12 protein-coding genes are annotated in these 14,194 nt (G+C 62.6%); 9 read left to right on the forward strand and 3 right to left on the reverse strand.

The window, feature by feature from the left end:
• Position 1: 1 nt before the first annotated feature.
• Entirely contained in the window at positions 2 to 961 is a 960-nt protein-coding gene (gene coaA, locus AC56QQ_RS01750; protein ID WP_489858841.1) for a type I pantothenate kinase, read from the forward strand.
• Positions 962 to 1,094: 133 nt separating this feature from the next.
• Complete coding sequence (locus AC56QQ_RS01755; RefSeq protein ID WP_497125329.1) at positions 1,095 to 2,642, forward strand: hypothetical protein; 1,548 nt, start codon at positions 1,095 to 1,097, stop codon at positions 2,640 to 2,642.
• A gap of 3 nt (positions 2,643 to 2,645) precedes the next feature.
• On the opposite strand, the gene AC56QQ_RS01760 is transcribed toward AC56QQ_RS01755, so the two are convergent.
• The 3 genes from AC56QQ_RS01760 to AC56QQ_RS01770 all read right to left on the reverse strand — a co-directional run bounded on the left by AC56QQ_RS01760 (position 2,646) and on the right by AC56QQ_RS01770 (position 5,498).
• Positions 2,646 to 3,257 carry an alpha-ketoglutarate-dependent dioxygenase AlkB family protein gene (locus tag AC56QQ_RS01760; RefSeq protein ID WP_497129271.1) on the reverse strand — a complete coding sequence of 204 codons (612 nt, stop codon included), beginning with the start codon at positions 3,255 to 3,257 and terminating at the stop codon, positions 2,646 to 2,648.
• Positions 3,258 to 3,369: 112 nt separating this feature from the next.
• Positions 3,370 to 3,807, reverse strand: a complete 438-nt coding sequence (gene arfB / locus AC56QQ_RS01765) for an alternative ribosome rescue aminoacyl-tRNA hydrolase ArfB (RefSeq protein ID WP_497125331.1) — start codon at positions 3,805 to 3,807, stop codon at positions 3,370 to 3,372.
• Between the two features lie 80 nt (positions 3,808 to 3,887).
• Positions 3,888 to 5,498: a phosphoenolpyruvate carboxykinase gene (locus tag AC56QQ_RS01770; protein WP_497125332.1), complete on the reverse strand. Its 1,611-nt coding sequence runs from the start codon at positions 5,496 to 5,498 to the stop codon at positions 3,888 to 3,890.
• A 342-nt stretch (positions 5,499 to 5,840) separates the two neighbouring features.
• On the opposite strand from AC56QQ_RS01770, the gene AC56QQ_RS01775 reads away from it, so the two are divergent.
• The 7 genes from AC56QQ_RS01775 (at position 5,841) to AC56QQ_RS01805 (ending at position 14,189) form a co-directional block, all read left to right on the forward strand.
• Entirely contained in the window at positions 5,841 to 6,542 is a 702-nt protein-coding gene (locus AC56QQ_RS01775) for a response regulator transcription factor (RefSeq protein ID WP_013528337.1), read from the forward strand.
• 61 nt (positions 6,543 to 6,603) lie between these two features.
• The gene (locus AC56QQ_RS01780) at positions 6,604 to 8,388 is read left to right on the forward strand and encodes a sensor histidine kinase (RefSeq protein WP_306280315.1); all 1,785 of its coding nucleotides are present in this window, start codon (positions 6,604 to 6,606) and stop codon (positions 8,386 to 8,388) included.
• Positions 8,389 to 8,513: 125 nt separating this feature from the next.
• A complete protein-coding gene (locus AC56QQ_RS01785) occupies positions 8,514 to 8,975 on the forward strand; it encodes an HPr kinase/phosphorylase (RefSeq protein WP_497125333.1) in 462 nt (153 codons plus the stop codon).
• A gap of 164 nt (positions 8,976 to 9,139) precedes the next feature.
• Positions 9,140 to 9,541 (forward strand): PTS sugar transporter subunit IIA, encoded by a 402-nt coding sequence (locus AC56QQ_RS01790; protein ID WP_056589309.1) that lies wholly within the window; start codon positions 9,140 to 9,142, stop codon positions 9,539 to 9,541.
• A complete protein-coding gene (locus AC56QQ_RS01795) occupies positions 9,538 to 9,849 on the forward strand; it encodes an HPr family phosphocarrier protein (RefSeq protein WP_497125334.1) in 312 nt (103 codons plus the stop codon). The genes AC56QQ_RS01790 and AC56QQ_RS01795 overlap by 4 nt, the downstream gene beginning before the upstream one ends.
• A 184-nt stretch (positions 9,850 to 10,033) precedes the next feature.
• On the forward strand, positions 10,034 to 11,434 hold the full coding sequence (gene ahcY / locus AC56QQ_RS01800; RefSeq protein ID WP_489858835.1) for an adenosylhomocysteinase: 1,401 nt from the start codon (positions 10,034 to 10,036) through the stop codon (positions 11,432 to 11,434).
• Between the two features lie 199 nt (positions 11,435 to 11,633).
• On the forward strand, positions 11,634 to 14,189 hold the full coding sequence (locus tag AC56QQ_RS01805; RefSeq protein ID WP_497125335.1) for a sensor histidine kinase: 2,556 nt from the start codon (positions 11,634 to 11,636) through the stop codon (positions 14,187 to 14,189).
• Positions 14,190 to 14,194 lie beyond the last annotated feature (5 nt).

Raw genomic sequence — 14,194 nt, forward strand, 5'->3', positions numbered from 1 at the left:
GATGGATCAGCTCGCACCAACCGAGAAATATTCTCCCTTCCGTTTTTTCACCGCCGAGCAATGGTCGCAATTCCGCGCCGACACACCATTGACGCTGAGCGCGGATGAATTCCGCCGCCTGCGTTCGCTCAACGACCCAATCGACCTCGAAGAGGTCAAGCGCATCTACCTGTCGCTGTCGCGGCTCTTGTCGGCGCATGTCGAAGCGAGCCAGCTGCTGTTCAGGCAACGCCAAGCTTTCTTCAACGCGGTGGACATCGTCAAGACGCCGTTCATCATCGGCATTGCCGGTTCCGTCGCGGTCGGCAAATCGACCACGGCTCGCGTGCTGAAGGAGCTGTTGGCGCGCTGGCCCTCGAGCCCCAAGGTCGATCTCATCACCACCGACGGTTTCCTGCTGCCCAACGAGATCCTGCGCCGCGAAAACCTGATGGAGCGCAAGGGTTTTCCCGACAGCTACGATGTCGGCGCGCTGCTGCGTTTCCTGTCGGGCATCAAGTCGGCGCTGCCCAATGTCCGCGCGCCGGTCTATTCGCACCTCACCTATGACGTCATTCCGGGCGAGTTCGTCACCATCGATCGGCCGGACATCCTGATCTTCGAAGGCATCAATGTCCTGCAGCCGGGCAAGCTGCCGCAGGACGGCAAGATCGTGCCTTTCCTGTCGGACTTCTTCGACTTCGCCATCTATATCGATGCCGACGAAGAACTGATCCACCAGTGGTACATTGCCCGCTTCATGCGGCTGCGCGAGACCGCCTTCCGCAACCCGGACTCCTTCTTCCACCGCTATTCGCAACTCTCGGAAGATTCGGCCCGTGCCATCGCCGAAGGCCTGTGGACCAACATCAATCTGAAGAACCTGCGCGAGAACATCCTGCCGACACGCGCCCGCGCCGACCTCATCCTGCGCAAGGGCGCCGACCATCTGGTCGAGGAAGTGGCGCTCAGGAAACTCTGAATTTCCGGGACGTTCCTCAATTTCTGAGGCCCTTAAAGTCATCTTAACCCCGCTTTCCTACTGTCGAACCGAGGACACTTCGCGGGCTCCGACAGGCAGTGAACGCGCCATTCATTCACATTGGTTGGCCGCGATGAGCGCGATCGAGGTTCGTCCCGGTCCTGATGCCCCCGCCGCCAGCGGTGGGACCCTGCGGCTTTGGCCGCTTGTTCTCTCGATGGCCGTTCTCGCCATTGCCGTGCCTTGGCAGATGCACTGGGGCGTCAATGGCGATACGAGCTGGAACATCACGATCAGCGAGCGACTGCTGGCCGGTGATCGCCTCTATATTGACGTGATCGAGACCAATCCGCCGTTCACCGCATGGCTATACCTGCCGGCGGTGTATCTCGCGAAACTGCTCGGAATCGCGCCGGAATATCTGGTCTATGCATACAGTTATGCATTGTGCATTTTTGGCCTGTGGTTTGCCAGCTTCGTTGCGCGTCGCGCCCGATTCCCCGAAAATTCCGGGCTCTACACGCTGTTACCAGCGTTTCTGGCTTTGCTCGTGCTGTTTCCCGGCAACAGTTTCAGCGAGCGCGAGAATCTGGGGGTCGCCCTGCTCTTGCCGTTGCTGGTGCTCATGGCTTGGCGCGCGGCGGATGACCCGCCATCGCCGCCGGAATGGTGGGTAGCCGCATTGGCCGGTCTGTCCGGCAGCGCCATGGTGCTGGTGAAGCCCTACTATGCGATCATGATCATAGCGCCGGCATTTTATGTGGCGTGGCGCCAGCGCAGCATCAGGTCGCTGTTTGCAATCGAATACTGGATCGTCGGCTTTGTCTGCCTGAGCTATCTGGCCGCAGTGCTCTGGCTTTATCCCGAGTTCATGCGCGACGTCTACCCGAATCTAGCCGACACCTACTTGCGCTACAAACAGTACGGGCCGGTGCTCACCACCTACGGCGGAACATACGTTGTTTCGATCTGCTTCCTTCTGTTTTTGCGCAACGGCCGGGCGCTGTCGCCCTTGGTCATGGTGCTGGCGATCGGTTCTGTTGCCGGCTTTGTTCCCCTGGTCTACCAGGGCAAGGGTTGGGCCTATCATGCCTATCCGGCGCTGGTGCTGATGCTGGCGGCGATCGCCTGCTGTGCTGTCGAGCGGTCATCGGCACTCGGCGCGGCGCGGTTGGACATTGTCCAGAAGATGCTGCTGGCCGCCATTGTTGCAATCAATTGGCTGCCTTTCAAATATAGCGGGAAGCCCGAGGCAGACTTTGTTGCAAGCCTGCGCGCCGCAGTCGATCATCCCACTATCGGCTTGATCGGTTCGGGTATGGAAAGCGGCCATCCGCTTACGCGGACGATCGGAGGACGATGGATATCCGCCTATTGCAGCGATTGGCTTGGCGGCCTCGCTGTCCTTTCTGCGGGAATTGCACGTACTCAGGGCAACACGGTCGAAGCGGCGCGTCTTGACGCGATCGTGCGCAATTTTCTCGACGCCAAGATACGCGAGCTGAAAGCCGCGAAGCCCGACCTGATGATCGTGCAGAAAACGGATACGTCCTGGATTTCACGCGTCATGCAGCGTGACGATTTTTCGAGCTTCATGAATGACTATCGAGTTCTGAGCGAAGATGAGAACATTCGCGTCTACCTTCGCAAGGGTTCTGGAAAAGTCACCTCGATCAACTGAGAGTCACGGGTTGACCCGCCGCAACGTCAGATTGATCCTGCCGCCATTTTTTAGCAGCGCCGAAGTGGAGGGGTAGATGCGGTCGACGCCGTGAAAGCACAGCCGCCCTTCGCCACCGAGCACCACGACGTCACCGCTTTGCAGCCTGAACGACTTCGTGGCGCCGTCACGCGTCGTCTGGCCGACCCGGAACAGGCAATCGTCGCCCAGTGAGACGGAAACCACCGGTGCCGAAAAATCGGCCTCGTCGCGGTCCTGATGCAGGCCCATTTTTGCGTCCTGCGTGTAGAAATTGATCAGGCACGCTTCCGGTGGCTTGGGGTAGCCCGAGACCTGCCGCCAGAGCTCGAGCAGCGCCTCCGGGATTGGCGGCCATGGTGAGCCGGTCACCGGGTGCGTCGGCTGGTAGCGGTAGCCGCGTTCCTTGTCGGTGACCCAGCCGAGCGGGCCGCAATTGGTCATGCGCACGCTCATCTCCTTGCCGGTGCGTGGCATGGCCGGCACGAACAGGGGTGCTTGCTGCACGATCCGTCTCACATCCTCGACCAGCGCTTCCTGTACGGCGCGCGACAGGTAACCGGGCATGTGACGGACGCCTTTGGGCAGGACGAGCATGGCTTCGGTCAATCAATCCGTTTGATGTGGCGACAAGCGAGATTGCCACGGGGACCCGCAAAGGACGACCCGAAAGCCGCGCTTGCCGACCTGGAATAGAACCGGGCCGCACTCAGTCGTCGCCGACCCGGCCGCGCAGCTTTTTCACGGTCGAGCGACCGGCCTTGCTCTTCAGCCGCCGCTCGACCGAGCCTTTCGATGGCCTCGTCTTCTTGCGTGGCGGCGGTGGCGGCTCGGCCGCCTTGGCTACAAGTGCGGTCAGCCGCGCCCGCGCATCCGCGCGGTTCTGCTCCTGCGTGCGGAAGCGTCCGGCCTCGATGACGATGACGCCGTCCTTGGTGGCGCGCTGTCCGGCCAGCTTGATCGTGCGCTCGCGCACGCGTTCCGACAGGCCCGGCGCATTTTGCGCATCGAAGCGCAGTTGCACGGCCGTCGCCACCTTGTTGACGTTCTGGCCGCCCGGCCCGGACGAGCGGATGAAGTCCTCGTGCAGGTCGCCCGGGTGGATCACCGCGTCGTCGGCAATGATGATCTTGTCGTCAGTCGTCATGCCGCAGTCATGGCGCCGCGGATCAAAAAGAAAAGGCCCGATCGAGACCGGGCCTTCAATGGTGCTGAGCGACGTGGCGATTATTCCGCCGCTTCCTGCATGTGGGGCGCCGCACCCAGCACGATGGCATCGACATGGCTTTCGAACTTGCCGAAATTGTCGATGAACATGCCGACCAGCCTTGCCGCCTGCCGGTCATAGCCGGACTTGTCGGCCCAGGTCGACCGCGGATCGAGAATGGCGCTGTCGACGCCGGGCACGGCCACCGGCACTTCGAAACCGAAATGGGCGTCGGTGCGGAAATCGGCCGTCTTCAGCGAGCCGTCGAGTGCTGCCGCAAGCAGCGCCCGCGTTGCCTTGATCGGCATCCGCTTGCCAGTGCCGTAGGCGCCGCCGGTCCAGCCGGTATTGACCAGCCAGCAATCGACTTGGTGCCGGGCGATCAGGTCGCGCAGCAGATTGCCGTATTCCGACGGATGGCGCGGCATGAACGGTGCGCCGAAACAGGTCGAAAATGTCGCTTCGGGCTCGGTCACGCCCTTTTCGGTTCCGGCCACCTTGGCCGTGTAGCCGGAAAGGAAATGGTACATTGCCTGCGCCGGCGTCAGCCGGGCGATCGGCGGCATCACGCCGAAGGCATCGGCGGTCAGCATGATGATGTTCTTCGGATGATTGGCGCGCCCCGTCTTGCTGGCATTGGGGATGAACTCCAGCGGGTAGGCGCAGCGCGTGTTTTCGGTGAGCCGACCGTCGTCGAAATCCGGCACCCGGTCCGCGCCAAGCACGACATTCTCCAGCACGGTGCCGAAGCGCTGCGTGGTGGCGAAGATTTCCGGCTCGGCCTCCGCTGACAGCTTTATCGTCTTGGCATAGCAGCCACCTTCGAAATTGAAGATGCCGTGCGGTCCCCAGCCGTGCTCGTCGTCGCCGATCAGCGTGCGCGACGGATCGGCCGACAGCGTCGTCTTGCCGGTGCCGGAAAGCCCGAAGAAGACGGCCGTGTCGCCGGCCGGCCCCTCATTGGCCGAGCAGTGCATCGGCATTACGCCCTTGGCCGGCAACAGGTAGTTGAGCACGGTGAACACCGACTTCTTCACCTCGCCGGCATAGGACGTGCCGCCGATCATCACGATCTTGCGCGAAAGGTCGACGGCGATCACCGTTTCGGTGCGGGTGCCGTGACGGGCGGGATCGGCGCGGAAAGACGGCAGGTCGATGATCGTCATCTCAGGCGCGAACTGCTCGAGTTCGGCGGCGCCCGGACGGATGAGCAGATTGCGGATGAACAGCGAGTGCCACGCGAATTCGGTGATCACCCTGGTGGTCAGTTTCAGTTCCAGGTCGGCGCCGCCGACCAGATCCTGCACGTAAAGATCCTTGTCCGCGGCATGCGCCTGGAAATCAGCAAGCAGCGTGTCGAACTGGGCCGGCGAGATCGCCTTGTTGTTGTCCCACCAGACATGCGGCTCGGTGGTGCCGTCGCGAACGACGAACTTGTCCTTGGGCGAGCGACCGGTGTGCTGGCCGGTTTCGGCGACCAGCGCGCCATGCGCGGTCAGCCGGGCTTCGCCGCGCCGGATCGATTCCTCGTAAAGGGCAGCCGCGCCGAAATTATAGCGCACCACGCCCGTGGTTTTCAGGCCGATACGATCGATCCCGCAAGCAGGATTGCGTTTGCCGACTTCCGACATGAGGGTCCCTTCTTCAGTTTGCCGCATCTGCCGGGGGCATTTCCGGCGCGCCCACTACGCGGGCTAAGAAGGTCAGAACCAGAAAAGTCAAATGATATCAAATCATTAATCGATTTAAATATTTTGAAAGTTGTTTAAATCGTTTATATGTGCAAGAAGTTCGGCGGTTGCCCAAAGGATTGGCAGGGTTCGATCGTCTAATCCGTAGTGAGGTGCAATTGTGACCGCCGGCACGCCGCCCGTGACAGCGGACAGGGCGTATGCCACATTTTGTACCTAATTTGTCCTGCAAAAGCCCCTTCTCTACGAAAGAAGGGACAGCTCATGAGGGAGCCGCTTGAAATGGCAACAATCGCGCTTGTCGATGACGACCGCAACATTCTGACGTCGGTGTCGATCGCCCTCGAATCCGAGGGCTATCGCGTCGAGACCTACACGGATGGTGCGTCCGCGCTGGAGGGCCTGGCGGCACGCCCGCCGAATCTTGCCATCCTCGACATCAAGATGCCGCGCATGGACGGCATGGAGCTGCTGCGCCGGATGCGCCAGAAGTCCGACCTGCCGGTGATCTTCCTCACCTCCAAGGATGACGAGATCGATGAATTGTTCGGCCTCAAGATGGGCGCCGACGATTTCATCCGCAAACCGTTCTCGCAGCGTCTGCTGGTCGAGCGGGTGCGCGCCGTGCTGCGTCGCGCCAGTGCTCGTGAAGCCGCGGCCAAGACGCCCAGCCAGCAGGCACGTTCGCTCGAGCGCGGCCAGCTTGTCATGGATCAGGAGCGCCATACCTGCACCTGGAAGGGCGAGCCGGTGACGCTCACCGTCACCGAGTTCCTGATCCTGCATTCGCTGGCGCAGCGTCCCGGTGTCGTAAAAAGCCGTGATGCGCTGATGGATTCGGCCTATGATGAGCAGGTCTATGTCGACGACCGGACCATCGACAGCCACATCAAGCGGCTACGCAAGAAGTTCAAGGCCGTCGATGATGACTTCGAGATGATCGAAACCCTTTACGGAGTCGGGTACCGCTTCCGCGAGGCTTGAGTTGATGCGCGTCGCATGACGTTATGCATCGAAGTAAAGATTAGGCAGGGCCTGCTATTCGATGGCAGTGGAGGCACAGCGAACAAGACCGGCGGGCGCAGCCAGGCGGCCGTCGCGCATCATGCCGTCATTCGTGTCGAAAATCACGGTGCCGATGCGCCGCTTCCTTGGCCATCATATCTTTTCCAGCCTGACGCGGCGCATCCTCTTCCTCAATCTCGCCGGCCTGGCCGTCCTGGTCACCGGCATCCTCTACCTCAACACCTTCCGCGACGGGCTGATCGATGCCCGCGTCGAAAGCCTGATGACCCAGGGCGAGATCATCGCCGGCGCGATCGCCGCTTCGGCGACGGTCGAGACCGACTCGATCAGCATCGATCCGGAAAAGCTGCTTGAGTTGCAGGCCGGCGAAAGTCTCGGCCCGGGCTCGGACCAGCTCGACAACCTGGACTTCCCGATCAACCCGGAGCGGGTTGCGCCGGTGCTGAGACGGCTGATCTCGCCGACCCGGACCCGCGCCCGCATCTATGACCGCGACGCCAATCTGCTGCTCGATTCGCGCCATCTCTATTCGCGCGGCCAGATCCTGCGCTACGACCTGCCGCCGGTCGAAGAGGAAGAGCCTGATCTGCTCGAGCGCATCCAGAAGTTCGTCTTCGACTTCTTCCGCAACACCGAACTGCCGGTCTATCACGAGCAGCCGGGCGGCAACGGCGCCGCCTTCCCAGAAGTGGTCAAGGCGCTCACCGGCAGCCCGTCGACCATCGTGCGTATCTCGGAACAGGGCGAGCAGATCGTTTCGGTGGCGGTGCCGATCCAGCGCTTCCGCGCCGTTCTCGGCGTGTTGATGCTGTCGACCGAAGGCGGTGACATCGACAAGATCGTCGCCGCCGAGCGCAAGGCGATCCTGCGCGTGTTCGGCATCGCGGCCCTCGTCACCGCCATCCTGTCCATGCTTCTCGCCTCCACCATCGCCAACCCGCTGCGCCGGCTGTCGGCGGCGGCGGTGCGCGTGCGGCGCGGCGTCAAGAGCCGCGAGGAAATCCCGGACTTCTCCGACCGGCAGGACGAGATCGGCAACCTGTCGATCGCCATACGCGACATGACCAACGCCCTCTACGCCCGCATCGAGGCGATCGAAAGCTTTGCGGCGGACGTCTCGCACGAGCTGAAGAACCCGCTGACGTCATTGCGCAGCGCGGTGGAAACCTTGCCGCTGGCCAAGAACGACAATTCCCGCAGCCGGCTGATGGACATCATCCAGCACGACGTCAGGCGTCTGGATCGTCTCATCACCGATATTTCCGACGCCTCTCGTCTCGATGCCGAGCTGGCGCGTGAAGATGCCGGGACGGTCGACCTGAAGAAATTCATCACCGATCTGGTCGCCGTTTCGCGCGAGGCGACGCGCAACAAGAAGGCGGTGGAGATCGAATTCAAGGTCGCCAAGCTGCCGCAGGGCGTCAAAGGCTATTTCGTCGTCGGCCATGATCTGCGCATCGGCCAGGTCGTCACCAACCTGATCGAGAACGCCCGTTCCTTCGTTCCCGAGGACCATGGCCACATCACCCTGTCGCTGGCGCGCGTCGGCAAGTTCAACATCCTTACCATTGACGACAATGGTCCCGGCATCCGGGCCGACAATATCGACCGCATCTTCGAACGCTTCTACACCGACCGCCCGGCGGGCGAGGCGTTCGGCCAGAATTCGGGGCTTGGCCTGTCGATATCCAGGCAGATCGTCGAGGCCCACGGCGGGACGCTGACCGCCGAGAATATCCCCGGCACCAAGCCCGGCGATATCAAGGGCGCGCGCTTCGTCGTGACGCTGCCGGCCGAAGCATGATCCCGAAAAGTGGGAACTGGTTTTCGGACACGATCATGCTCCATGCAAAAGGCATGATCCCGAAAAGTGGGAACCGGTTTTCGCACAAGATCATGCTTCATCCAAAAACATGAACGGGCAAGATCGTGCCTGATCCAGTCGCGCAGCCTGAAAACATTCACGGAACCGCGATCCTGATCGGCGAGCGCGGCGTCCTCATCACCGGGCCGTCCGGCGCCGGCAAGACGACGCTGGCGCTGACACTCCTGGACCATTGCCGTGCGCGCGGGCTGTTCTCGCGGCTGATCGGCGATGACAGGCTGCTAGCCGCGGCCCGCGCCGGGCGGCTGGTCTGTCGCGTGCCGGCGCCCATTGCCGGTCTCGCCGAAGTGCCTGGGTTCATGCCCCGCCCGCTGCCGTTCGAGCCGGGCGGAGTGATCGACCTGCATGTGAGGCTGGTGCCAAAGGCACAGATGGCCCGTTTCCAGGAGGAAGTCAGCGAGCCGGTCGCGGGCTGCCCAGTGCCGCGCATTGACCTTGCCGAGCGTAACGCCGCCACCGCCTTACCGGCCGTGATGGCGCGGCTGTCGATCGCGCCTTTTCTATGATCCGCTGCGGATTTTTTGCTGCAATGCGTCAAAATGGCATGGGCCCGCGCAATTTTGGGCTTGTCAACCGGCCGCGCGTCGACAAGATAGCGCTCCCGCCGCCTGGAATGGCTGGCGAGCATAAAATACGCCTGTGAAGCGGCGATGACGGGAGCCACCAAAGAATGATCGGACTCGTGCTTGTAACGCACGGTCAACTGGCCGCCGAGTTCCGACATGCCGTGGAACATGTCGTCGGGCCACAAGACAATTTCGAAACCGTGGCGATCGGGGCCGATGACGATATGGAGCAGCGTCGCCGCGACATCGTCGACGCCGTGGCCCGTGTCGATACCGGGACGGGCGTCATCGTGCTGACCGACATGTTCGGCGGAACGCCCTCCAACCTTGCCATTTCGGTCATGGAGTCTGGCCGCACCGAAGTCATCGCCGGAATGAACCTGCCGATGCTGATCAAGCTCTCCTCGATCCGCAAGGGCGACAACATGGCGGCGGCGCTCGACGAGGCGCAGGCGGCCGGCCGCAAGTACATCAACGTCGCCAGCCAGCTCTTGAGCAGCAAATGAACGCGCTGTCCCCGGAAAAAGACCAGATCGCCAAAGATCCGATCACCAGGGAGTTTCCGATCGTCAACCAGCGCGGCCTGCACGCGCGCGCCTCGGCGAAGTTCGTCCAGGTGGCCAGCGGTTTCGACGCCTCGGTGCATGTCGAGAAGGATGGCGTCCAGGTCGGCGGCACCTCGATCATGGGGCTGATGATGCTGGCGGCAAGCCCAGGCTACTCGATCCGCGTCACCGCCAGCGGTCCGGAGGCCTTGCAGGTCATCGACGCTCTGGAGCAGCTGGTTGCATCCCGCTTCGGCGAGGAAGCCTGATCCCGCGCTGAGCGAAGAAAGCTCTTCCTCGAGACATGCACGGATAAAGATTTCTTTATATCCCATTGTCGTCTTGAGCCTGATCTGCTAGTCAAGCCGGCAATTCGCGCCCTTCGACGCGCCGACCGGCGCGGGCGCATCCGCAACCAATTCGCAGCACAACAATTCGCATCGGAGCACTGCCATGACGGGTAGCAAGGACTATGTGGTCGCCGACATCTCGCTTGCCGGCTGGGGCCGCAAGGAAATCGAGATCGCCGAAACCGAAATGCCGGGCCTGATCGCCTGCCGTGAGGAATTCGGCGACAAGAAGCCGCTCAAGGGCGCGCGCATCACCGGCTCCCTGCACATGACCATCCAGACGGCGGTGCTGATCGAGACGCTGAAGGCGCTCGGCGCCGATATCCGCTGGGCCTCCTGCAACATCTTCTCGACCCAGGACCATGCGGCCGCGGCCATCGCCGAGGCTGGTATCCCGGTATTCGCCGTCAAGGGCGAGTCGCTCGAGCAATACTGGGACTACACCGACAGGATCTTCCAGTGGACCGACGGCGGCACCTCCAACATGATCCTCGACGATGGTGGCGACGCCACCATGTACATCTTGATCGGCGCCCGCGCCGAGGCCGGCGAAGACGTGCTCTCCAACCCGCAGAGCGAGGAAGAGGAGTACTTCTACGCCCAGGTCAAGAAGCGCCTGAAGGCTTCGCCCGGCTTCTTCACCAAGCAGAAAGCGGCGATCCGCGGCGTCACCGAAGAGACGACGACCGGCGTCAACCGGCTTTACCAGCTGCAGAAGAAGGGCCTGCTGCCTTTCCCCGCCATCAACGTCAACGACTCGGTCACCAAGTCGAAATTCGACAACAAATACGGCTGCAAGGAATCGCTGGTCGACGGTATCCGTCGCGGCACCGACACGATGATGGCCGGCAAGGTCGCGGTCGTCTGCGGCTATGGCGACGTCGGCAAGGGCTCGTCGGCCTCGCTCAAGGGCGCCGGCGCCCGCGTCAAGGTCACCGAGGTCGACCCGATCTGCGCGCTGCAGGCGGCGATGGACGGTTTTGAAGTCGTCACGCTGGAAGACGCCGCACCGACCGCCGACATCGTCATCACCACCACCGGCAACAAGGATGTGGTCACCCTCGACCACATGCGCTCGATGAAGGACATGGTGATCGTCGGCAACATCGGTCACTTCGACAACGAGATCCAGGTGGCTTCGCTGCGCAACCTGAAATGGACCAACGTCAAGCCGCAGGTCGACATGATCACCTTCCCGGACGGCAAGCGGATGATCCTGCTGTCGGAAGGTCGCCTGCTCAATCTCGGCAATGCCACCGGCCATCCGAGCTTTGTCATGTCGGCGTCCTTTACCAACCAGGTGCTGGCCCAGATCGAGCTGTTCACCAAGCCCGGCCAGTACGAGAACCAGGTCTACGTGCTGCCCAAGCATCTCGATGAAAAGGTCGCGCGCCTGCATCTCGACAAGCTCGGCGCCCGCCTGACCGAACTGTCCGGCGAGCAGGCCGCTTATATTGGCGTCACGCCCCAGGGTCCGTTCAAGCCGGAACACTACCGCTATTAACCAAAGCTAAATTTCCTACCAGATATTGACGCCGGGCGATTGACTTTTCGCCCGGCTTTATTTTTGCGCGTCATCAGCCTTCACGGCGATTCGGTGAGGGTTTATTGTCGGGTGATTCGCGACGCTTCCGGCCCGAGAGGGGATCAGAGAAGCGCGTATCAGGGCGGTCTTGCATTCAGGCGGCGGAGAGGACCAAGACATGCCGGGGCAACACCCGCACAGAGCGGGACGGGCCGTTTCCGGCGGCCACGACGATTCGGGGATCGCTGGCCCTGCCTCGCAAGGCGGGAGCCTTTCTTGGCGCGCTCGCGTCGGAGTTTTCCTTGCCACCTCTGCATTGGCCGGCCCCTTGCTCGGTGTGGTCGCGCATGCCGAAGCCGTGGGCGTCGCCGCCGCCGGCTTGTCGATCAGCACGGTAGAGGTCATGCAGCTTGCCGTGTTTGTCGGCGTGACGGGCGCGGCACTTCTGTCGGCCATCGTTCTCATCCGCGAGCGGGCTCGCACCTCGGCGGAAAATGTCGAACTCAGGAGCCGCATAGCCGACATCAACGCGGCTCTGCGCCGCTCTGAAGCGCTGCTCAATCTGCGCGACCAGCGTGTGGTGGTCTGGGCCTCCGAAAACAAGAAACCCGAACTCATCGGCACATTGCCGGTCGAAAGCGGCGCTCCCGACGAGCGTGCCGCCTTCCTCGCTTTCGGTCGCTGGCTGATGCCGCGCTCGGCTGCGGCGCTCGAGCATGCCGTTGCGGGGTTGCGCGAAAAGGCGAGACCCTTCGACCTCGTCATCGAATCGCAGGCCGGCGCACCGCTTGAGGTGCATGGCCGCAAGAGCGCGGCGCATGTGATCGTGCGTTTCGTTTCGCTTTCGGAAACGCAGCGCAGCCAGGCCAGGTTGAAGATCGAAAACCAGCGCCTCGTCGCTGACCACGAGACGATGATTGGCCTGCTCGACGCGCTGAAGATGCCGGCATGGCTGCGCACCGAGGATGGGCGGTTGAAGTGGGTCAACCGGGCCTATGCCGACGCGGTCGAAGCCGACAATGCGGAGACGGCCGTTCGCGAGGCGAAGGAGTTTCTCGGCGGCCGTGCACGCGACGCGATCGCCGCCCAGCACAAGTCGCATCCGGTCTTCGAGCAGACGCTTTCCACCGTGATCGAAGGCGACCGCCGCGTATTCGCGGTGACCGACTTCGCCGGCCCGGATGGTTCGGCCGGCCTTGCCTGCGACACCAGCGCCATCGAGGCGGTTCGCGGCGAATACGAGCGGACCGTCAGAAGCCACGCCGACACGCTCGACCAGCTCAACACCGCGGTCGCCATTTTCGACACCGACGAGAAGCTGCGGTTCTTCAACCAGGCTTTCCAGAAGCTATGGGGTCTCGACAGCGGCTTCCTGCACAGCGCTCCCGACAATGCGCTGGTGCTCGACCGTTTGCGCAGCGAGGGCAAGATCGCCGAGCAGCCCGAATGGCGCCGCTGGAAGGAAGGCCTGCTTGGCGCCTATCGCGCCGTCGAATCACAGGAACATTGGTGGCACCTGCCGGACGGCAAGACCATCCGCGTCGTCGCCAACCCGCAGCCCAAGGGCGGCGTGACCTGGGTCTTCGAGAATCTGACCGAGAAGATGGACCTCGAAAGCCGCTACCAGACCGCCGTGCGGGTCCAGGGCGAGACGCTCGACAATCTTGCCGAAGGCGTGGCGGTGTTCGGCCCCGATGGCAGGCTTCGACTGTCGAACCCTGCCTTTGCGACACTCTGGGGGCTGAGCGCGGAGGCCGCCAAGCCCAACGTCCACGTATCCGCCATCCGCGACCTTTGCGACCGGCAGGCGGTCGACAGCCCCTGGCCCGGCTTCGTTGCCGCCATCACCGGTTTCGACGACGAGCGCCGCGACCGCCACGGCCAGACCGAACTCAACAATGGCAATGTGCTGAGCTACGCCATGATCCCGTTGCCCAACGGGCAAGTGATGATGACGTTCGTCGACGTTACCGACAGCGTCAACGTCGAACGGGCGCTGAAGGACAAGAACGAGGCGCTGGAGAAATCCGATCAGCTCAAGAACGAATTCGTCCAGCACGTCTCCTATGAACTGCGCTCGCCGCTGACCAACATCATCGGCTTCACCGAACTGCTTTCGCTGCCGGCGACCGGCCCGCTGACGCAGAAACAGCGCGAATATGTCGGACATGTCAGCTCGTCCTCCTCGGTCCTGCTCACCATCGTCAACGACATCCTCGACCTGGCGACGGTGGATGCCGGCATCATGGAGCTCGATATTTCCGAGGTGCATGTCGACCAGACCATCGCCGCCGCGGCGGAACTGGTGGCCGACCGGCTGGAAGAGCATTCGATCAGGCTCGAGGTCGATGCCGCCAAGGCGCCGAAGACGTTTCACGGCGACGAAATCCGGGTTCGCCAGATCCTCTACAACCTGCTCAGCAACGCCGCCAACTACGCGCCGGAAGCCAGCACCATCAGGCTCGCTTGCCGCCAGCTGGCGGACGGCGTGGAATTCTCGGTTCATGACGACGGACCCGGCATGCCGCCGGACCTGCTCGATTCGGTATTCCGCCGCTTTGAGCCACGCACCAATGGCGGCCGCCGTCGCGGCGCCGGCCTCGGCCTGTCGATCGTCAAGAGCTTTGTCGAACTGCATGGCGGCAACGTTCGCATCGAGACCGGCAGGGACAAGGGCACCACCGTCATCTGCACCTTTCCCGACATGCCCGGCATCCGCGCCGCGGCCGAGTAGCGCAC

It is taken from the genome of Mesorhizobium sp. RCAM 05099, from assembly GCF_059683685.1.